We start from the raw sequence: 21,610 nt of genomic DNA on the forward strand, positions 1-21,610 counted from the left end.
ATGGCTGTTTTAATTAAGAAAAACGGTTCTCTCTAAATAAAGATCAGAACCGAACGGTTGGACAGTAAGCAAGCCTTATTATTCCTAGCTTTAAATATATTTTTTTGAAATATTTCATGGCTGTTTATTAATTTAAGCTCGGTAATGGAACTCGCTTACTGCATGGAGAGATACTAAGAGGGATTCTAGAGTAATATTTTATTTCCGCAAAATGGTATGGCTATATAAAAAAATAGATAAATGTTTTTTTTTCATATAAAGGGATTTTCATAATCAATATATATAAAGCCGTAGTTGTTATATTTCCTGTCAGGTTGTTTTGATTAGTACTATGGTTTTTATCTTGTGGTTAATAAAATGGTTTTTCTGCTATTCGTCATATAATTTTGTAAATAATCTTTGAGTAATTTTTAATTTATGCGATTTAACCATTATGCAAAAGCAGGCGTGCTTTCTGTTGATTTCTGTTGATGTGGCAAGGGATGCGTTCATGGATCGTCCCGAACTGTTGGCAATGATTCGCCCTGTGGCTGGTGGCTTCTTTTGTCCCATGGATGAAATTGTCCTGATGGAATACCAGATTAAAAAAGATGCAGCCATGGCAGGTGCTGATGCTATGGAAACGTCAGCTCTGTGAAGGTTGGTCAGATGAAGTCTATGATGGCACCAACATAAGATATACCCCTGTTCTTAATCACTAACCTTCGTTATCTTAAAAGATATTGCTTTAGGGTGATCGTTCGTTCTTCGGGGCAATGCAGGAGTTGTTGCCTTGAATAACCGTTGCTTTTGGGATTGCCCCCTGCTCGCATGGCCGGTCGACGCGTGCGACAGTGGATGTTAAAACTCATACAGGGAAGCTAATGATGAAATGGATGACCATCATTGTTTTTATGGTGTTGTTTCTTGTTCCCACAGGTAGGTCAGAAGCGAATTCCCCGGGCAAGTTTGCCCAGGTTTCACCGCGAGAGGCCTTGAGTGGTACAGCAAACGATGCGGTTATCGTCGATAGTCAAAATAGCTGGCTAACCGGTATATTGGTTGGAATCCCTGGCTCCAGAGAGTGGGTTAATGGGGTTTTGTGGAGTTCCGGGGAGTTGGCGGTGCATGCAAGTAAAGCGTCGCAGCTTTCTCAGTACCCTTCATTTCAATATTTACTGTCTGTCGAAGCATCGGGCCGGGAGCTTTGGAAGGATCTGGTTGCTACACCAGATTCAGATGCGCTCATTTTTTTCTTTAGAAGTAAAGCTTTCTGGAGCAGTCCTTTCAGTTCCGAAAGTGACTTCATTCTTACGGATATTTCCTCTTTGGCAGAGGATTTTTCCGTTTCTCATTCTTTTAAAGCATTTCCGGAAGGGGCTGAAGTTGATTGGGATTATCACAGCAACTGGTTTTATCGTGAGAAGGTCGACAGTGGGCTGGTCACCAGAGTTCAGCGGATAAACAGACGTTTGTTCAGTGATCTTTGTATTATTGATGTTCATTTAGGCGGCAATCGACGTGTTGTCAGTTATCGGGATGAATGGATACCCGAACAGAGTTTCCTCAACGAATCGGGTGAGAAAACTGTAAGTTTGCCCGTTAAAAAACGTGGGGCAGGTAACGATCATCCGTTTGTCCCTGATGTTGGACAGTTTACCACTTATCAGGAAAGCCTTTGCCGCTATGCAGAAGATGCTGCTGCTGCGAATCAGAAAGTGAATATTCTCTATTCGGATTTTTGGGATTCCAGTGAGCGCCTGGTCGAAGCAGAGGTTTATAAAATATGGGTTGAAGCGACAGAGTAGCTGTTTCGATACCACTTGTTCAAAGCATAACATCATTGCAGGCAGTTTATGCGGGTTTTGCAGCAACAGGCTGAGATTATAAGTTCATTGCCTGCCGGGTTATCCAATCAGATCAATTTGTTCCGGGTTAAGTTATCAGTTATACATTTGAACCTTTTTGAGGAATGAGTGTCATAGGAATAAAAAAGATTTCATGCAGCATGCAGAAAGCAATCCGATGCAAAGCGGTTTCAGTCATGGCATAGGCAGCGACATTAGTCCAACTACCAATACTCCGGCAGTTGACCGTGGCAGTGATGGTCAGCGTAACCGCACCGATCCTGATTCTGGTGAGCGCGGCACCCAGCCACAGGAGCGTGTTGAAAACCGTTGTCGTTTAAATGTGTGGCTGGTCGACAGAGTCACCAACACCCGTCGTGAGGTTGTCTCGACGTCAATTTGCCTGGAGGGGGCTGCTGCTGATCAGATTCGCAGGCGTGGTATTAGCGTTGTTGCAAGAGTGGTGAATTATTCTGAGCCACCCGGTACTGAAAATGCAGCTACTGCAACAGCCATGCCACAAGAACCACAGGCCGATGTCGTGCAGGCGGCAACAAATCAGGGTAGTGATGGCAATGCCGGGCTTGAATACTGGCTTGACCGCTTTCTGGATATTCCCCTGGATCGGTTTGCGGTACCCGGTGACGACGTTTTGGACATGTTTGCCAACATTAACCTGCAAGTAGATGGTAGCAAGTTGACCGCTGAGGAATTGCGGTCTGCAGGTTTGAAGCGGGTGCTGAACAGACATGTGGCTGCCTGGCTGGAGAAGAAGCAAGATCGGAACCAGACAACAGGAAAACTGCTGGGCTTGCAAAAACTGATGCATGAGGATATGACCACCTATTTCCGAAACTGGGTGCTGCTGAAGTGTTACAGCGATATGCTTCGGGGTAAGCCGGTGTCTGAAACTGACCGTCAGCATCTGATACAGGCCCTGAATCAAAGTGTGTTGAATGATTTTGCTGAGTTGACCAGTCAAGCCAGCATGATGATGGATTTTTATTCATTAAGTCTGCTCTATTTTATGGGAGGGTTGCCGTTCTTTGAGGATGGCGTTAACTATCACAAGGGCATTACCTTGCTCGCCTACTGCCCGACAATTATCAAGGAAATGTTTTTTTATTTGTCCCCGGTCAGCTTCTCTCCCTACGATTATGTGCGTTTTGCCCCGGTGAGCTTCACGTCATTGTTTGTCGATCAGCCTAATGTGCCACCACAAACCAAGCTTGGTGCTGCAATGCAGATAATGGTGATGTCTTATTTACAGCAGTTGAACGCTCACTTTCTGGTAGACAAGCGGTATAAACGATCACGCTGGTTCTCTGACTCAGAGTTAAGTTCTGAACTCTTTCATATAGTCAGGGATTTGATTGCTGAATGTCTGTTGTATACCGGAGGTATGAACGGAAGAAATAAGCCATGCAGGCGTAAAATATTGGAGGTTGACAGGAGGTTTCAATCAGCCGTCGCTCGTGCCCGAAAAGACTACATTCAAGGGGAGGGTGACATTCATGCTTTAGTCACCTGTCTTCTGGCAAGCATCCATCAGCGTGCACATTCTGCTTCACCAATGTATAGCTGGAAAGTAGCCAACTTATATCGCAAAGCCGCACAAATGTCCCCTAATCACTGGTCAAGTGCCTATATTTTTTTCCTTAAAGCCCGTAAGTGGGAGTTGGCTGCCGATGCAGCAACTGAATATGCCAGGTATTATCTGAAGAAAAGCCCTCTACTGGCTGAATATTGGAGGGATACCAGTGAACGGACCATGGAGTTGTCTGCCTTCTCGGAATCACCAACAGGGCAGGCAGTGGCTTCAGACAAGGACTACGATTTTGACGCAGTTCTACGACAGTTTTCTGAAGATGTACCAAAGTTTGCCAACCTGCCGGTGGGGCTTGCCCGAAATAAAGGCAGGAAGCGCAATGGTCAAAGAAATGAGTCTGTCAACAAGTCAGAGCATGATGTCATTGAATCCCCGGGGGGGAGTGGAGCTGAGGGGCGCGAGCCGGAGGTGAACAAGCCTGGTCACCAGGAGGTTGCGCCAGTGATCAGGGTGGTTCGGTCCGGCAGACATCATTCTGCCTGTCCATCGGCTGATTTTCAGGATTTCCAGGTACAGTCGGCCAGGGGGCCCATAAAGCCATTTGAAAAACTGCTCTCCCGACACTGGAATCCGGTTATTCTGCAAACACTCCGGTGTATCCGGGCGGCCAGGACCCGTTCGGATATAAACGGCGAGCGGCAGATATACCAGAAGTTGTTGAATCAGCCTCTTTTGAAAACCTGTATTGGCATTGAGCGAATCTGGGAGGAGTGCGCCTGGACGGAGTTGCATCAGTTTGATGATTTTTTCCGCTCGGCTATCATTCCCGATGCACCGATGAGACAGAAGGCCAGGCAATGGGTGCTGGATGCCAGGAATAAATTTATTTTGCCGTCACTGATGCATTGTCTGGAATTGGATCAGATTGATCCTGATATCAACCCTGAAGTCATCTGGAATGCTGTGCAGGCAATGCTAAAACAACCGGAAATCGCCGACGACCCTAAGGTTGATGCTGAAATCAGATTCAGACTGCGTTGTCTGTTCAGTTCCATGGGGCATACTTTCAGTCTCTGGGCTATGACTGATTTATCCAGGGCTAACCAACACCGGCAAAGGGCGCAGATATGGTATGGGTACAAAAGAATCGATCCGGGTTATGTTTGGGCCTAGGAGGCTTAGACCGAGAATAGCGCCTGTCTGGGAGGCTGACCGAGAATAGCGCCCGTCTAGGAGGCTGTCCGAGAATAGACTGCCCTACTGCGGCGGCAGCAAATTGGTCTAAAAATCCGCTTTTGTTCGGCAAATAGCCCCGCTATTCACCTCACAAAACCGAATTTTTATCATCAATTTTCTGCCGTCCTCGCTACGGGCGCTATTCTCGGACAGCCTCCTAGGCGACCCCGTAGCGAGGATGTCAGAAAATTGAGGATAAAGTCAGAAATGCCCACAACCGGGAAAAGGAGCTTCAGGTTTACCTGAACGACCCAACGGTAGCGATTGACACTAATCCATTAAAAGCCGATCTCGACAAATAGGGGGAGTCTGCCCCCTGTTTGAACGATTACTTAGCAACTGCTTATGAGAGATAACATGGATATTCTTCGGACAGGTTGGAATACTAAGTCAATGGGCGATCATATGCCTGTAAACTCTCCCCAAAGTGATAAGGGTTCAAATGCAGGCGAGGGTATATCTATTCCAGGGAAGCAACAAAATGCAGAGTTGTCTTTTCTGAAGTCTCGCACAACTCGCACAATTGTTAGCGTAAATTGTGAAAATAAAGTTGAACAGCCATTAAAAACGATGGCTGAAGAGAGCCACAAAGGGGGAGATGCTCTAGAGAGGGTACACTCACCCGCTTCATATTATTCATTAGCCTCCTGCCATTATCCATTTATCAAGGAGAATGCCATATCTGGATATTGTTTTGACATAGATGGTGTTCAATATGAAACCTTAGAGCAACAAAAAGCTTTTCCCCTTTTAACTGAATCAGCGATTATTGGCGACATTCCTGAAAAGAATAAGACTCTGTATCAACAATGTTTTGAGTCCAGGATTGTACACTTATTGCAAAAAGGTGTTGCAGGTTGTATCTCATTCAGGGAAATAGAAAAAAAACGTAATTTGTGGGGATCTGGTGAGGAGGCAATCCCTGGAGCCAATTGCCATATGCTAGCTAATTATTTGGCATTCGGGGTAAATTTTTACGACGATATCGATTGCACATATGCACAATGGGAGGACTGGTATTTGTCTATGCCAGAGGTAAAAATGCTCCCCTTCGACCCGGCAAGCCTCCAAAAGGGCGATATTGTCCAGTTTTGTGAAACCTGTGTTGATGGCGTTGTTAAACCAAAACACTCTCAATTTTATCTCGGGAACTTGTTGTATATATCTGCATTTGGTTCTCAGGGAAATATAGCGATTCATAAGCTGGAGGAAAGTATCAGTAGATATAGTGAACGATTCAACACGATTCGCATTGTCAGAAGAGATAAAACAGAGATCGATCCAGTCCCTGAGTGGATTAATTGTCCTCAATCTGACTCATTTTTTCCTTTGGTAGCCAGGTTTGTCGAAAGATAGAGTCATAGAGTAAAAGCCTTAATTCGTTTTTACAGCGATAAAGCAGCAGAAGCAGGGAACCTGGCCCTTCACTTCTGCTTATGGCGGCTAAGTAGCTGGCCATATGGAATCGAATATTTCTGGCTACCTGGGCTGGTACTATGCGAGGCACAACGGAGGGAGCATAGCCGTAGCTATGTGACTGGAGTTGTAACGAAGCAGAGTGCCAGCACCAGGAGTCAGAAATATATGATTTCATATGGTTAGCTACTTATACGCCGATAGACTTGTAAAGCGCATCCAGTCCCATCTTACCCGCCATTTTTTTGGTTTCCTGGCGGGACGATTCATCAAAACCGGTATACACCAGGTCTTCCTGTGGCAACTCATCCAGGAAGCGGCTGGGCAGCGTATCAATGATCTCACCAAACTGTTTTCTTTGCCCGGCCAGTGTCATGGTCAGTGATTTCCTGGCCCGGGTAATGCCGACATAAGTAAGACGACGCTCTTCCTCAATATTATCTTCTTCAATACTGGTTCGGTGAGGCAGCAGCTCTTCCTCCATCCCCATCATAAAGACATGGGGGTATTCAAGACCTTTGGAGGCATGGAGGGTCAGTAGCTGAACACGGTCGGCATCTTCCTCTTCCTCATTGCGTTCCAGCATATCCCGCAGAATCAGCCGGGCAATGGCATCCGCAACCGTTCTGTCTTCATCACCCCGTTCCAGGGTTTGCTGCAGGGCATCCACCAGAAACCAGACATTGGCCATGCGCTTTTCAGCCTGTGCTGGCGTTGAGGAGTGCTGCATCAGCCAGTTTTCATAATCGCTATCAGCAATCATTTCACGAACCACCTGCATAGGGTCTTCGCTGGTTTGCAGTCGTCGTGAAACGTCGTCCATCCACCCGGTAAAGCGTCGCAGCCTGTCGACATACTGAGGTGCCAGGTCCTCTGCAAGGGCAGCTTCTTCACAGGCTTTGTACATACTGATGCGGTGTTTGTTGGCGTAGTTGCCCAGTTTCTCCAGTGTCGATGGCCCAATCTCCCGCTTAGGGGTATTCACCACCCGCAGAAAGGCGTTGTCATCATCCTGATTAATCAGCAGGCGAAGGTAGGCCATGATGTCTTTCACTTCTGCCCGGGCAAAGAACGAGGTGCCGCCATTAATGTGGTAAGGAATACCATGGTGCTGAAGTTTCAGCTCCAGCAGCCGCGACTGAAAATTTCCCCGATAGAGAACGGCATAATCTTTATAGCTGTTATCGTGGCGAAGTTTGTGGGCGATTATCTCTGTGGCAATCCGCTCACACTCCATTTCGTCGTTTCGGCATTTAATCACGCGAATTTCATCCCCAACCCCCATCTCACTCCATAATGTTTTTTCAAACACATGTGGGTTATTGGCAATCAGGGTATTTGCTGCTTTCAGGATACGGCTGGTGGAACGGTAATTCTGCTCCAGCTTGATCACCTTTAAGCTGGGGTAGTCTTCTTTCAGCTGCGCCAGATTTTCCGGTTTGGCTCCGCGCCAGGCATAAATGGACTGGTCATCATCACCCACGACGGTCAACTTACGACGGTCGCCCACCAGTCGCCTGACCAGCTCATACTGGGCACCATTGGTGTCCTGATACTCATCCACCAGCATATAGTGAACTTTGTCCTGCCAGCGTTGCTGGACCTCCGGATAATGTCTGAATAACTCCACCGGCTTCATGATCAGGTCATCAAAGTCCACAGAGTTATAGGCTTTCAGCATGCGATTATAGTGCTCATAAACAATCGCTGCCGTCTGCTCCCAGGGCTGTCTGGCCATCTGTAACGCCTGGGCCGGGGAGATCAGATCATTCTTCCAGTTGGAGATACAGTGCTGGATCTGATCCACGCCATTATCATCTGCAGAAGTGTCCCGCTGCATCAGGTCGGTAATCAGTGATCGGGCATCCTGCTGATCAAAAATCGAAAACCCTGGTTTATAGCCCAGAATCTGGTACTCACGACGGATAATATTCAGGCCGAGATTATGGAACGTAGAAACCGTCAGTCCAAAAGAGGCTTTGCCTTTCACCAGCTTGCCAACCCGCTCTTTCATTTCCCGGGCGGCTTTGTTGGTAAAGGTAACGGCCACAATGTTTTTGGCGCTGATACCGCACTGTTGAATCAGGTAGGCAATTTTGGTGGTAATAACACTGGTTTTACCACTACCGGCACCGGCAAGTACCAGCAGGGGAGTATCGATGTATTTTACGGCCTCAGCCTGTCGATCATTGAGTCTTTGCACGCGTTCTGTTTCAGGCAAGTCATGGAAATTAAGCGTCTCAGTATAACAAGGTTAGGGGAGTGGACGATATGTCTGGTCTTCAGGCCAATGCATAGAGGGATTTACTTAACCCGGATATTTCATAAACTGCCCCGAATTTTCAGAGTTTTAACCCACCATCCAGCTCTAAAACCCGCCCATTGTAATAATCATTTTCAAAAATAAAACCAACGGTCCGGGCAATCTCTTCCGGGGTACCCATGCGTCCAACAGGAATGCCGGCAGTTAACCTGGCTTTGGCTTCTGGCTTCATGCCGCCGGTCATTGCGGTTTCAATAACGCCCGGAGCGACGGCTGCACAACGGATGCCGTATTTGGCCAGCTCTTTGGACCAGGTCACGGTCATGGCTGAAACACCGGCTTTGGCCGCAGAGTAGTTGCTTTGTCCAAAGTTCCCTTCACGGGCAATGCTGGTAATATTGACGATGACGCCCTTTGAGCCACTGTCGATCATGCTGGCGGCCACTTCACGGCCGCAGAGGAAGACCCCAGTCAGGTTAACATTTATTACGGACTGCCATTTGTCGAAGGAGAGTTTGTCGGTCACTTTGCCATCTTTGGCTTTGATCAGCAGGCCATCTCTGAGAATACCGGCGTTGTTGACCAGGCCATTCAATGGGCCGAGTTCTGCATAGGCTTTCTGAACAGCCGCTTCAACCTGAGCTTCTTCAGCAACATTGACTGGCAGTGTTATCGCGTTAACCCCTTTTGAACGACAGAGTTCCGCTGCCTGATAAAGTTCGGGAGTATCAAGGTCCATAAGACCCATATTGGCACCACGTTCTGCAAACCAGTTGGCCATTGCCAGACCAAGTCCTCTGGCAGCACCGGTGATCAGGATATTTTTATTTTTGATGTTCATAATTGTTCTTATGCTTTATTGGTAGAAGGTACACTGATCATCCTGAAACGAATCTGAATAAAAGACAATAATTTATAATAAGAGAATTCTTTCTTTGGAGAAGCGGGCAGAACAGAATCCGATTTACTGGTCGGTCGGATTTGTTGGTGAAGCTGGTGTACCAAGGCAAGAAGTTTTTTCATTAAGATGCGAGTACAACCTTCCTACTACCTGCGATCAGGAAACCCCTTCCTGGGAACAAAATCCGGGTTTAGCTCAGGGGCTGGATCAGAAGCATCGCGGGATTGTTCAACAAACTGCCATAATGCCTCGGACAGTTGTTGTACCTGGGTTGTTGGCCTGCATCCGGTTCAGTTGATTTCTCAAATGTTGCGCATTGTTTTCCCCGAAAATCTCAATCAATGCGTCTTTCGAGGATAGTTCCATCTTCTCGTTCACGATCATACAAATCCCGACTGAAAATCCGAACTTTGAAAGGCATGCGCTCATCGAATTTCCTGAGTTCTTCAGCAGCGGAAACCTGGTGCCCGCAAGTGTGTCCTGTGGATTCTGGCGGGTTATGGGTTGTTGCTGGATTAATCGCTGCTGCCGGGCTTGGGGCTTGAGTAATAAGGGAATTATGCATCGTGTTGCACCAAAAGTTCAACAGCCTTGCCCGGAATGAAGCCGGTAGTGCTTCCTGACAACCCTTGAAAAAAAACGACACTGCCTTTATATAGGAGGCTCCAATGATTAACGGGGCCTTTTATGCGCTTCCTCTCTGTGCTATTTATTCTTTTACCCATTCTGGAAATGGTGGTGCTGATTAAAGTGGGCAGTATCATCGGAGCCTGGAATGCGGTTGCCCTGGTTATTCTGTCGGTATTTATTGGCATCGAAGTGATTCGCCGCCGGGGCTTCAGAACCACATTAAGAGCCCGGCAGAAGATTGCGGCAGGCGAACTGCCCGCTATGGAAATGCTGGAAAACCTGGCTATTGCCCTGGGTGGCCTGCTGCTGTTGATTCCCGGTTTTATCACTGATTTTCTTGGGGTATTCCTGTTGATTCCACCGGCTCGTCAGCTGCTGATCCGCCGCTGGCTGAAAGTGAACGGGGTCAAGGTGCAGCAAACCAATATTTATGAGGCTGAGTATCGTCGTGAGCCATCATGGCGTCAGGATCAAACCCACCTCAACCACACCATTGATGGGGACTTTACCCGGGAAAATGATGATGGCCGTTCCGGAAGCCAAAAACGCCATTAATTGATAAGCCTTGATTTCCGGGCATATAACGAATTTTTCACTGTTTCTTGAGTTTAGAGCCTCAGTTTTGTGGAAAAGTCAGTTTTTTTTCTATCTGCCTCTTGAAAACTGCGCCAGCTACCCATACTAAGGGGAACACCTGATAAGACTTCGGCAAGGCCTTGAGCTGTTAGTAAAGGCCTGTGCCAAAGTAAACTTTATCCCGGGTGCATACCAGGGAGGTTCGGGTAAACCGGGCCATAGTGAAGCGATAGTGCATCGTTTTACTGCCATTACGTTGATAGCGAGCAGCCTGTAAAAGGTTGCACGGCATAAGCAAACTGTTGGAGAAAGAATCGATGAAAATCCGTCCGTTGCGTGATCGCGTGGTCGTTCGTCGTGTCGAAGAAGAAACTACCTCTGCTGGTGGTATCGTACTGCCAGGTTCTGCCGCTGAAAAGCCTAACCAGGGCATTGTGGTTGCAGTCGGCGATGGCGTGTTTCTGGACAATGGTGAAAAGCGTCCTGTTGGCGTTAACGTTGGTGACAAGGTTATCTTCGGCAAGTATGCAGACTCAAACACCGTGAAGATTGACGGTGAAGAGCTGATCATTCTGTCTGAAAGTGACATCTCCGCCGTTCTGGAAGGCTGATTGTCAGGCAATCACACGGTATTTTTCCGATTTCACAAAATAGTGCACAGGGTCACCAACCATGGCAGCTAAACAAGTTAAATTTGGCGACGAAGCTCGCAAAGAAATGCTCAAGGGCGTCAACATCCTGGCTGACGCTGTAAAAGCTACTCTGGGTCCCAAGGGCCGTAACGTTCTGCTGGAGAAGTCTTTTGGCGCGCCTACCATCACTAAAGATGGTGTGTCTGTTGCCAAGGAAATCGAACTGAAAGACAAGTTCCAGAACATGGGTGCCCAGCTGGTTAAGGAAGTGGCTTCCCAGGCTAACGATCAGGCCGGTGACGGTACGACTACGGCTACCGTTCTGGCCCAGTCTATTCTGAACGAAGGTCTTAAGTACGTTGCGGCCGGCATGAATCCAATGGATCTCAAGCGCGGTATCGACAAGGCGGTAATTGCTGTCGTTGAGCAGCTGAAGGCTATGTCTACTCCTTGTGCCGACAGCAAATCCATCGCTCAGGTTGGTACTATCTCTGCCAACTCCGATGAACTGGTTGGCCAGATCATCGCTGAAGCCATGGAAAAAGTTGGCAAAGAAGGCGTTATCACTGTTGAAGAAGGCAGCGGTCTGGAAAACGAACTGGAAGTTGTTGAAGGCATGCAGTTCGACCGTGGCTACCTGTCTCCATACTTCATCAACAACCAGGAAAGAATGTCCGCTGAACTGGAAAGCCCATTCATCCTGCTGGTTGACAAGAAAATCTCCAATATCCGCGAACTGCTGCCGGTTCTGGAATCCGTTGCCAAAGCTGGCAAGCCACTGATGATCATCGCTGAAGACGTTGAAGGCGAAGCCCTGGCGACTCTGGTGGTGAACAACATGCGCGGTATCGTGAAAGTCACTGCTGTCAAAGCACCGGGCTTCGGTGACCGTCGCAAGGCCATGCTACAGGATATCGCTATCCTGACTGGCGCTACGGTTATCTCTGAAGAAGTAGGCCTGTCTCTGGAAACGGCAACTCTGGATGACCTGGGTACTGCCAAGCGCGTACAGATTACCAAAGAAGACACCACCATCGTCGACGGCGCTGGCGTTCAGGCTGACATCGTTGCCCGTGTTGAACAGATCCGTGCCGAGATCGAAAACTCTTCTTCTGACTACGACAAAGAGAAGCTGCAGGAGCGCGTAGCCAAGCTGGCTGGCGGTGTTGCTGTTGTTAAGGTAGGCGCTGCTACCGAAGTTGAGATGAAAGAGAAGAAAGCCCGCGTTGAAGATGCCCTGCACGCTACCCGTGCTGCGGTTGAAGAAGGCGTGGTTGCTGGTGGTGGTGTAGCCCTGGTTCGCGCCCTGTCTGCCATCAACGTTGAAACCGTTAACGCTGAGCAGCGTGCCGGTGTTGAGCTGATCCTGCGTGCCCTGGAAGGCCCGATCCGTCAGATCGCTACCAACTCTGGTGACGAAGCTTCTGTGGTTGTTGACAAGGTTAAGGCGGGTTCTGGTAACTTCGGTTACAACGCTGCTACCGGTGAATATGGCGACATGATCGAAATGGGTATCCTGGATCCAGCCAAGGTTACCCGTTCTGCCCTGCAGGCAGCAGCTTCTGTTGCAGGCCTGATGATCACGACTGCCGCCATGGTTGCTGATGAGCCACAGGACGACGCGCCAGCTATGCCTGATATGGGTGGCATGGGCGGTATGGGTGGCATGGGCGGCATGATGTAATGCGACGATAGTCGTGCAGGTAGCCAGGAGGCTGACCGAGAATAGCGCCTGTCTAGGCGACCCCGTAACGAGGACGACAGAAAATTGAGGATATAAATTCGGTTTTGTGAGGTGAATAGCGGGGCTATTTGCCGAACAAAAGCGGATTTTTAGACCAATTTGCTGTCGACGCAGTAGGGCAGTCTATTCTGGGACAGCCTCCTGGCCTGACTGGGTTACACCGCAAACGACCACTCACTTATCGAGTGTTTGGTCGTTCCACTTCCAGTAGAAAATAGCATGTCAATTTAACCGGTATCCGGTCTGAATCATGACCGGATGCTGGCCTCTCTCTTATGAGAAAGTCGTCATCAGGTTTCAGGTCTGTACTCGCTGGGTTGCTTCGGGAACATCATGGGAAACTTTACGACCATCGACTTTACTAACGGGCACCTCAAAAACTGAATTAGTAGTCAGTTATAATTCACCTGAGTTTCCAGGTAAATTTGCTGACGGGATAGTTTTCTCTTCCGCGATTATAGCTTGCTTCATGCGCTGTTCCCTTCGGCGCTTCCTACAGTATTCCTTTTGTCGTGCTGCGTAATCAGGATTATTATGATATCGCTCCTTCTGGTACTTCCTCTGGCGCTCTGCAAAATCGGGATCATTCTGGTAGCGCTCTCTTTGGCGCTGCCTCTCGCGCTCTGCGTAAGTGGGGTTTTTGCGAATCTCCCTTAGGCGCTCCCTTTCGCGTTTTAGGAAAGCGGGGTTATTGCGAAGTTTTCTTTGGCGCTCCCTTTCGCGATCCCTTATCTTCTGTGCGTAAGCAGGATCATTCTTGTAGCGATTACTTTTACGTCCAATTGGTAATGAGTGACTTTCGTCAGACTTCTTACTACTTGACCCGGCTAAATTGTCTGATGAATCCATTTCACTCTCTGCAGAGGCCTGAGCTTGGTATTCGTTAGCATGAAAAGAGTGTTCCGTTGCACACTCAATCTCTGCTGGGGATTTGGGTTGTTGATTCTGTACACTTTCTGGTTGAGGGTTAATAATTGCAACGGGTGCTGCTGACTCAAAAAAAGCATCGGCAGATTCCAGGTTATACATTTTTTCTGTCGGATGAAGGTTGTTATCAACAACTGATGAGCTTTGCAGGGCTAATGGACTTAGACCTAAAATTGACTGGATCGAAAAACGTTCATTATCAGGAATATATTTAGGAGCAGGTTTATCATTCAGTGCTTCTGTTCTGACTGTTAAGTGAAGTGGTTGATCTTTTATAGTATTGCTGAAAACGATGACTACTGATCTTTTTTTAAAACGATAATCATTAAATGGATTATTAAAAGGCAGCGTTAGCTGCTGAAGGTGGTTTTTAGTCATCTCACCAGTACACATGGGGCACAGAGTAGAGTCTGCTTCTTCAACTGCACGGGAGAAGGCCTGCCCTGATGCACCAGACTCAGAAATAGTAACATCCTGAACAGAAAGAAATTGATCAGAATCTGCTGGTAATTGAAAGTAAGTAATAAGGCTATGCATTGAATTATTGAATTATTGAATAATCGAACTAAAACATAAGATCACGTCCTCTTGTAAAAGTTCCTCCTTGATATTACCCATTCAATATTTATTTGTAACCTTGCATAAGAATTTGCTAAAGCTATTTCTAATGCGATGTCAAACACTCCGCAAGCTAGCACCTGATGGATGAGGAGGGCAATGACGGTCGTGCAACAGGAAGTGAGGTTATTGATGGCAGCGTCAAGAATCGCTTCGTAATACCCTGGCCTGGAATTCCAACGGTGCCTCCCCTTGTTCAAAATGGCAGCATAATTCATGATTAAATGGTGGGATTGGTATATGCGATAGCTACGCAAGCGGGGTCTTTGTGAAGCTCGCTACGGCGCTTCCTCCGGTATTCCCTAAGGTACTCTCTCTGGCGCTCCCTTTTGAGTATCTTATCGCTCTCGAGCTTGGCAGGATCTTTCATACGCTCCTTCATACGCTCCTTCATGCGCTTTTTCATGCGTTCTGAGTAGCCGGGATCATTCTGGCAACGCTTCCGCATGTTCTCCCTCATGCGCTTCCTGATGCGTTCTGCGTAATCGGGATCATTCTTGTAACGCTCCCTCTGCTGCCTGTTTTTGCGTTCAACATAAACGGGATCTTTGAGACGCTCCCTTTGGCGCTCCCTTATGCGTTCTGCGTAATCGGGATCATTGCGGTAACGCTCCCTTTGTTTCTCATTCTGGCGCTCTGCATAAGCGGGATCGTTCCGATAAGGCCTCTTTCTTTGGCATACCCTGCTGCGCTTTGAGTGATCAGGATAATTCTGATAGCACTTTTGGTGCTCAACTGCTGAATTGTTATCACTAACATCTTCTACTGCCTGGGGCGTTTGATTATCAATTGTCGTCTGGTTCTGGTTTTGCAGGTTAACTACAGTAACAGGCTCTGAATTTTGTGGGTTAGAGAATATGTCAGGAAGATTAGTAAACTGATAATCCGGGGCAGAATGGCTCGGTGGCATTGGCTCGTTAACCTCAAGCTCGCTCCCCAATATGCATAGCAGCTGAGCAAAGGGGGTGTCTGGCGTTGAAGGTAGCGCATCCTCTAAGTGGGTAGTGTCAGAATGACAAAAAGAATATTCATTTAGCCCTGACTGTGTAACCTCAGAAATATCAGTTCTATGAGGGGCTTCCTGATCGGCATGAGTTGGAAATGCAATATTATATTTATTCAATGAACCAAATGGATCAGGGTTATTGTTGTGTCTGTCTGATTGACTATGGTAAACATGAAAAGGAGCGCTCAGCACCTGAACAGGTATCCCTTGATACGTCGGCTGTTGTTCATTTTGGGTATCTTGGCGCTTTGGTTCTTGTGAGCTCGAATAAGGCTCGCCAGATGAACTCGAATAAGGCTCGCTAAAAGCAACCTCGAATGGAAGTAATTGAGTAAAGTGATCCATTGAATTATCAAATTATTGAATTCCAGTTTAAGACATTTTCTTTTTGCATTAGTTTCTCTTGCAAACACTTTATCTAATAATTATTTCAGCCAAATATAATTATTTGTTATAGCTATTAGTAATATTTTCAATGCGGATGGCTTCTTTCACATCGTGGGAAACTTTACGATCATCGATCTTGCTTATGTACACCTCAAAAACTGAGGTGCCGTATTAAGGAATGTTGTGATGCAGAGTAATAGCTGGTATCAGGTATCAGTACCACGTAAACGTGGGCTTTTTTATCGGACCTTAATCGATTTAATGCGATGGAGCTTAATAGGCATTGTGATGCTGCCCCCTGCAGATCGCACCTTCAGTAACAGTCTTTCGCGTTCGACTCCAAGCAGTTCTCCACTGAAACGTTTCGACGGTTCGACATAAACCTCTAACCAGGCACCAATATGATTTGGTAACTCATAGATTGGAATGTCCCTGGGCTGCTGGTTCAGTAATTCCGATTCCTGATTGGTTGCAGGCAGTTCATCAACAAAGAAGTAGGTTTTGGATGCTTCTCCATGGGCAGGCTGAGATTGCCACTCCTTCTTGATATTTGCATTGGTATTCCCGGAAGAGGGTTCCGTCATGTTCATATCATCTGAATCCCCTGCCGGGCCAAATTGCCCCGGGGTGATGATTTCAAAGGGAGAAACGGGACTGTTGTTCACCAGCAGAGTGAGACTAAATGATGAAACCCATAGCTCAGTGTCATAGACAGAAAAGGCATGAGGATGGAAGTTGGGGGGGAAATGCGCCTTGATGGTCACTGTGTCAGGATTCTTCAGAAAGTTGATGTAGGCATTTTTCATCGCTTCATTAGGAACAATGCCTGCTTTATAGAAGTAAAAGCTGTCTGGCAGATTGGTTAGACGGTTAATGTATGCGTCTTTGGAAATACCTGAGCTATTAGCACAATGCTGGCTGCTCATCCTGATCAGGCCCTCATCCTGATAGGTCAGTTCAGCATTGGTCAGGGAGGGTATTTGCATAAAGTCTTTGATAACGAGAGACCCTTTTTTGTAAAAGCTTGCCTGTAGTGATGCCTTGTATAGATTTGTGGCGCTGATACCAAATCGAACAAACATTTTCTGATTTTCGGGGGTGTATTTATATTCCCAGAAATGTCTGTCAATAAGTGTATCAATGCCCATCTGTTGAAATTCATTCAGGCCGATAATATATTCAATACCACAGGTAGGTTCTACTATGCTGCTCAGCTCTTGTTTGAGTCGTAACTGGCGTTGATCATTGAAAAAGGTATAAAACTCTTCATTACCTTTCAGTGGCAGTTGAATTCCATCATACTGGACGCGCAGGGAGTCAGGCAGCTCTGAGAGTTCTCCATCGCTGACATCATACACTGTCTTCATCATTGTCAAAATGCTTGGGAAAACAACGGTCAATCTTTTTATAGTAATTGGACTTTTGAGTATTTTTTTAGGTGTTAATGTTATTTTTGTTATTGATACTTCGCCAGTTATGTGAACATTAACTGAACCAAATTCAACCTCTGCGTAATCAGATATTACAGGTTTGTATTTGTCTATTGCTTTTATTAATTGGGTTTCAGAATAAAATTTAAATCCAAACCATGCTGCCGGGCCAACAAAAAAAACAGGTATAAAGAATAATTTGATCAAGGCATTAATCATAGGCTTACCTGAATGTGGTATTGCTACGTATGGTGAATATCTGCTGATGATTCACTCCTTTATAAAAATATGTTCTTGATCTTTTTGTTTATCAAGTTATGGGTGTTTTATTTTTAATTGGCTGTGTGAGATGCTGAGCAAGTGTCACATTTTGAATTTTTTCTGGTTTCTGTATGTTGCTTGTCAAAAAAACAAGCGCTCCTAATGTTTTGTTTTTTTTAATATTGTTATATTCATCGTAAAGTATTGGTATATTTTAACTAAATTATTAAATGGACTCTTATCTGAAGCAACGTTGATCAAAAAGGATTTTCTATGGACCGTCCAGGCTCCCCACCATCAGGAACACCCGTTGGCCCTTCAGTGCTCCCAACTCATTCAGGTGCTGGAGAAACTACAGAGACAGGTACAATGTCAACCAGACAAGTTTCTCCTCATCCAGCCGAAAGGCGCATTCCCACAAATGATGACCCTGTCAGGAGTAGTGGGCTAACTGACAATATTCAGCCAGCACATGCTACCGGAAGTACGGTTCCCCCAAATAGACCGGGGGGGGCAGAAGGAATCAAACGTGACCTGAATAGGCTTTTGGCCGATGATAAGCCTCTGGAACAAAGCTTCAGAAAAAACGAGGAGATGAAATATATAGATGCATCAATAACTGCACTGGAAAAAATCAAGGAAGAAATGAATGGCAAATGGGATCTTCCAAATGATAAGTTAAGGACTGCATTTAAAAAAGCGCATAAGGCGGCCATAAAAAAACTGAAAGAAAATAAGTCGAATGATGTCAAAGTAACCTTTAATTTACCCGATGGGCAACGGGTTCGTTTAATTCCACCTGAACTGGATAATTTGGATTTATCTGACTTGAAGTCATGGTTGCAGGGATCTCTGGGGTTAGTAAATGAACTGAAATCGGAAAAACAGTCTGCTTATGATGCTGGTCTTATCGAGCAGGCAATTACTGATGGTGCCCGGGAATTTAACACTCTTCTTTCTCAGCTGGCGCAGACCGGCTCATCCGAGCAAGAGCTTCTGGGCTTCCAGGCTCGCTATCATGCCATACAATACCCGATTATCAGCCTTTCTTTTGATGGCAGCAGCCAGCATTCTTCCGATAGACCAGAGCACCGTAGTACTCCCGAGGCTGTGAAGCCAAGTCCTTCTATTAAAATTACCAATGATCCTGAGAGGGCATTGACAGTTCCTGACGAGGGGGATTCAGCTTTTGGGGATGAAAGTCTTCTTGACGCTGATCACTTGAAACGGGTTGAAAGAGCCAGAAAAGCATACAGAGACCTCGGTTATGCCTGGTATCGGCAAGAAAAAAACACCAGTGAAGAAATTCTTGATGACAAAGCGATGTTAATGGCGGAGTTGGAACAACGTTTACAAGGCAAGCCTGAGAGTGATGATGACTCTGGCGTCTCGGTATCTTCCCGGACCAGCCCGCAACGCTCAAATCCTCGCAGACGTTCTGGTGATAAATCGGGAGAGCCGTCTTCATCCGCCCGCATGTTACAGGTGAAGGATGATGATGGTGTCGGCTTATTCCGTGCGTTGTTTGCCTGTTATACCGAAAACAGTGACTGGCAGAATGCGTCGAAAGATCAGGTACGTAAAAAGATAACAGACGAGGCTATGGCTCAACCGATAAAACTGGCCATTGACGTTGCTACCCATAAATACCTTGAGCTGGATCCTTACAGCAGTGACGTGATGGACGTTCAAAACCTGTCTCAGCGTGCCGTGGCTCAGAAGATCGAAGCGTTGGACGACCAAGGGCTTTTAGTCCGGGAAATTTTTGCCAGGGTGATTCTGGATGGAACGTTCTCTGAACACTCTTTCCGTCGTCTTCCAGAGGTGCTGGGTATCACCGAATTAATGACCAATAATCCTGATGACCCCTATGCTTTTGAAATGATAGTTTTTTCACAGCTTATTATGAGTGAACTCTGCACGACGCTGGGCGTGCCTGAATCCAATGGTAATAAACGAGGATTTCATAGGCTGAATAGAGGCTTTGGTGTGGTGTTAGGCGCTGAAAAAAAGAAGGATGACGATAAGAGAAATAGTGTCAAAGAAGCTGATAAAGCTTCCGGTTTATCTCCAGCGCGGGAAGATACGAAGGTTATAGCCCCGCCAGAGGGTAGCATGATGCCTGAAACGTCAGGGGATGACGCTTCGAGTGCAGTTAGTCAACCACCTCCACCACCTCCACCCGGGAGTTTTGCTGAATCGTTTGAAGATAAAAAATCTACTGACAGTAGATAGACATTCTTTAGCAAAATGGTTTTGCGCCTGTTAAGTCGTCTCCTGTGAATGCAGTGATCACTGATCAGTACCAGCCGCCATTGCCGGTTTTCAGGTTCTACGCCGGAATCCCTTTAGCGGCCGGGCCTCTCTGCACTGATGAACCGTTCTTTATTGGTGCAGTGACAGGGTTCACCATTGGCAAATATCACACCGAGGATGGATCACGATAAAAACCATCCTTGATCTGCCCCTGAGATTGCATCCTCCTTGCTAATTTCTTGTTCATAGATATCCATATCTTCAAACGGAATAACCGCAATAATGAATCACCGTTGAACTATTTCCTGGAAAGGATGTCCAGATTGAGAAGCATCCGTATATAAATTGCCAATTTCCCCAGTTAATGAGCAACAGCGTGTGGCTAACCAAAACAGGAAAATATAGATGGAGATAAGCTCTGTTCCTACCAATAATAGTATGAATCGCTGTGTGATTTGTCTGGAAGATTTTACTTCCCTGACCGGCCATGATGCAGTCCACCTGAATTGTCATCACGTTTTTGGCCGATCGTGCATCATTCGCTGGGGAAGCAACAACCCGACCTGCCCTGCCTGCCGGGCACCCTTCAACCCCACTCAGATATATGACAGGGATATCACCATAACCAGACGTTTGATCAGAACAGTGCCAGCTGCTGCCTCGTACTTCAGGACTACCTTCCTGGACAACCCCTACGCAATTGGCAGCATGGTCTTTACCACTGGAGGTGGGTTGATCCCCACTTTTGCCCGAATCCTTCCTCATAAGCTGAATGCTCCTTCTACGATGGCAGGATATTCCATCGGCATAATCGCAGTCAGACCTATTTTAAATGGTTTTGTAATCCCCCCTGGTTATACTCCCCTGTCTCCTATCGAAAATCGTCACAGTTTGGCTATTTCCATATGCAAGGGCGGAGCCCTTGGCATTGGCGTTGCCGGCCTTGTCGGCTTCTTTGTTGGTGCCTTGGTACGTTCTGATAATTCCAGCCTTCTTGCCTCTGCTATTAATTCAGGCGTCCATGGCATGGCCGGGGGGGGGATGGCAGCAGCGTCTAATGGTACAGCAGTTCTGTTAACCAGGTATCTGTGCCCGTGATTCCTCTCCTATTCACTGAGAAAATTGCCCGGAAAGAGGCTTTTTAGTGTTCTGCCCATTACGCAGAGACTCGTTTTATAAGGGCGGAAAGATCCTGTTCCGGTTTTCTGGATATTGCAAAGGCTGGAGTAAAAGGTAGGATAGCGGTTGGTTGAAAACAATAATCATAGAGGATGTGACCATGAGTAAGCTATATGGGGTGCCACTGTCACCCATGGTTCGAAAAGTACTGCTGGCTCTCGAAATAAAACAACTTGACTATGAACTGGTGCCGGTTACCCCGTTTATGAAACCGGCAGGCTTTGAAAAAATCAGTCCCCTGAAAAAAATTCCTGCCTGGGAAGATGATAAGGTGACGATTGCCGACTCCTCGGTGATCTGTGAGTACCTTGAGGACCGTTATCCGGAACAGGCTCTCTACCCAAAGACGCCTGAGGAAAAAGCCAGGGCCCGCTGGTTTGAAGAGTATGCCGATACGGCGATGCTTCAGGTACTGGGAACGGTCTTTTTTGAGCGGGTTGCCAAGAAGCTGATTAACCAGCCTGCTGACGAAGACAAAGTGCAGGAAGTTTTACAAACCAAACTGCCAGAGATTTGTGTTTATCTGGAATCTCAGGTTCCGGAAACTGACTTTCTGTTTGGAGCGGAGGTTCAGTTGGCTGATATTGCCCTGGCCAGTCACTTTATTAATCTTGTCCATGCTGGAGTCCAGATTGACTCTGCTGAGTATCCGGGGCTGTCGGCTTATATTGACCGGATTTTCCAGCATCCAGCCGTGGCGCACCGGATTGCAGAAGATAAAAAAGTGTTTGGCGGTAAGTGATTGCGGGATTAAAAAGTTTTATTTTTACCAC

General features: G+C 46.8%; 17 protein-coding genes. 10 read left to right on the plus strand and 7 right to left on the minus strand.

What is annotated here, in order from left to right:
* Nucleotides 1–490 precede the first annotated feature (490 nt).
* The 4 genes from J7438_RS12890 to J7438_RS12905 all read left to right on the plus strand — a co-directional run bounded on the left by J7438_RS12890 (nucleotide 491) and on the right by J7438_RS12905 (nucleotide 5,967).
* Nucleotides 491–637, plus strand: coding sequence for a hypothetical protein (locus J7438_RS12890; RefSeq protein ID WP_209276855.1), 147 nt, complete (start codon nucleotides 491–493; stop codon nucleotides 635–637).
* A gap of 226 nt (nucleotides 638–863) precedes the next feature.
* On the plus strand, nucleotides 864–1,787 hold the full coding sequence (locus J7438_RS12895; protein ID WP_209201866.1) for a hypothetical protein: 924 nt from the start codon (nucleotides 864–866) through the stop codon (nucleotides 1,785–1,787).
* Between the two features lie 217 nt (nucleotides 1,788–2,004).
* Nucleotides 2,005–4,548: a hypothetical protein gene (locus J7438_RS12900; RefSeq protein WP_209276856.1), complete on the plus strand. Its 2,544-nt coding sequence runs from the start codon at nucleotides 2,005–2,007 to the stop codon at nucleotides 4,546–4,548.
* Nucleotides 4,549–4,968: 420 nt separating this feature from the next.
* Nucleotides 4,969–5,967 carry a C40 family peptidase gene (locus tag J7438_RS12905; RefSeq protein WP_209276857.1) on the plus strand — a complete coding sequence of 333 codons (999 nt, stop codon included), beginning with the start codon at nucleotides 4,969–4,971 and terminating at the stop codon, nucleotides 5,965–5,967.
* Between the two features lie 250 nt (nucleotides 5,968–6,217).
* On the opposite strand, the gene rep is transcribed toward J7438_RS12905, so the two are convergent.
* The 3 genes from rep to J7438_RS12920 form a co-directional block, all read right to left on the minus strand.
* Nucleotides 6,218–8,230: a DNA helicase Rep gene (rep, locus tag J7438_RS12910; protein ID WP_209276858.1), complete on the minus strand. Its 2,013-nt coding sequence runs from the start codon at nucleotides 8,228–8,230 to the stop codon at nucleotides 6,218–6,220.
* A 139-nt stretch (nucleotides 8,231–8,369) separates the two neighbouring features.
* A complete protein-coding gene (locus J7438_RS12915; protein ID WP_209276859.1) occupies nucleotides 8,370–9,131 on the minus strand; it encodes an SDR family oxidoreductase in 762 nt (253 codons plus the stop codon).
* Between the two features lie 394 nt (nucleotides 9,132–9,525).
* On the minus strand, nucleotides 9,526–9,756 hold the full coding sequence (locus J7438_RS12920) for a hypothetical protein (RefSeq protein WP_209276860.1): 231 nt from the start codon (nucleotides 9,754–9,756) through the stop codon (nucleotides 9,526–9,528).
* Between the two features lie 122 nt (nucleotides 9,757–9,878).
* Here J7438_RS12920 and J7438_RS12925 point away from each other — a divergent pair, with 122 nt between their 5' ends.
* Nucleotides 9,879–10,376 carry an FxsA family protein gene (locus J7438_RS12925; protein ID WP_209276861.1) on the plus strand — a complete coding sequence of 166 codons (498 nt, stop codon included), beginning with the start codon at nucleotides 9,879–9,881 and terminating at the stop codon, nucleotides 10,374–10,376.
* Nucleotides 10,377–10,545: 169 nt separating this feature from the next.
* Here the strand turns inward: J7438_RS12925 and J7438_RS12930 are convergent, their stop codons facing one another.
* On the minus strand, nucleotides 10,546–10,689 hold the full coding sequence (locus J7438_RS12930) for a hypothetical protein (RefSeq protein ID WP_209201873.1): 144 nt from the start codon (nucleotides 10,687–10,689) through the stop codon (nucleotides 10,546–10,548).
* 25 nt (nucleotides 10,690–10,714) lie between these two features.
* Here J7438_RS12930 and J7438_RS12935 point away from each other — a divergent pair, with 25 nt between their 5' ends.
* Both J7438_RS12935 and groL read left to right on the plus strand, forming a co-directional pair.
* Nucleotides 10,715–11,008 carry a co-chaperone GroES gene (locus J7438_RS12935; protein ID WP_101744992.1) on the plus strand — a complete coding sequence of 98 codons (294 nt, stop codon included), beginning with the start codon at nucleotides 10,715–10,717 and terminating at the stop codon, nucleotides 11,006–11,008.
* 61 nt (nucleotides 11,009–11,069) lie between these two features.
* Nucleotides 11,070–12,713, plus strand: coding sequence for a chaperonin GroEL (gene groL, locus J7438_RS12940; protein ID WP_209201874.1), 1,644 nt, complete (start codon nucleotides 11,070–11,072; stop codon nucleotides 12,711–12,713).
* 456 nt (nucleotides 12,714–13,169) lie between these two features.
* On the opposite strand, the gene J7438_RS12945 is transcribed toward groL, so the two are convergent.
* The 3 genes from J7438_RS12945 to J7438_RS12955 form a co-directional block, all read right to left on the minus strand.
* Nucleotides 13,170–14,237 carry a hypothetical protein gene (locus tag J7438_RS12945; RefSeq protein ID WP_209276862.1) on the minus strand — a complete coding sequence of 356 codons (1,068 nt, stop codon included), beginning with the start codon at nucleotides 14,235–14,237 and terminating at the stop codon, nucleotides 13,170–13,172.
* 301 nt (nucleotides 14,238–14,538) lie between these two features.
* Complete coding sequence (locus J7438_RS12950) at nucleotides 14,539–15,228, minus strand: hypothetical protein (protein ID WP_209276863.1); 690 nt, start codon at nucleotides 15,226–15,228, stop codon at nucleotides 14,539–14,541.
* Nucleotides 15,229–15,950: 722 nt separating this feature from the next.
* The gene (locus J7438_RS12955; protein ID WP_209276864.1) at nucleotides 15,951–17,360 is read right to left on the minus strand and encodes an aq_1923 C-terminal domain; all 1,410 of its coding nucleotides are present in this window, start codon (nucleotides 17,358–17,360) and stop codon (nucleotides 15,951–15,953) included.
* Nucleotides 17,361–17,948: 588 nt separating this feature from the next.
* Between J7438_RS12955 and J7438_RS12960 the strand changes: the two genes are divergently transcribed.
* The 3 genes from J7438_RS12960 (at nucleotide 17,949) to J7438_RS12970 (ending at nucleotide 21,579) form a co-directional block, all read left to right on the plus strand.
* Nucleotides 17,949–19,637 (plus strand): hypothetical protein, encoded by a 1,689-nt coding sequence (locus tag J7438_RS12960; protein WP_209276865.1) that lies wholly within the window; start codon nucleotides 17,949–17,951, stop codon nucleotides 19,635–19,637.
* A gap of 426 nt (nucleotides 19,638–20,063) precedes the next feature.
* On the plus strand, nucleotides 20,064–20,756 hold the full coding sequence (locus J7438_RS12965; RefSeq protein WP_209276866.1) for an RING finger domain-containing protein: 693 nt from the start codon (nucleotides 20,064–20,066) through the stop codon (nucleotides 20,754–20,756).
* A gap of 181 nt (nucleotides 20,757–20,937) precedes the next feature.
* The gene (locus J7438_RS12970) at nucleotides 20,938–21,579 is read left to right on the plus strand and encodes a glutathione S-transferase family protein (RefSeq protein ID WP_209201880.1); all 642 of its coding nucleotides are present in this window, start codon (nucleotides 20,938–20,940) and stop codon (nucleotides 21,577–21,579) included.
* Nucleotides 21,580–21,610 lie beyond the last annotated feature (31 nt).

The organism is Thalassotalea sp. G20_0 (genome assembly GCF_017744175.1).
Taxonomy (GTDB): domain Bacteria; phylum Pseudomonadota; class Gammaproteobacteria; order Pseudomonadales; family Endozoicomonadaceae; genus Endozoicomonas.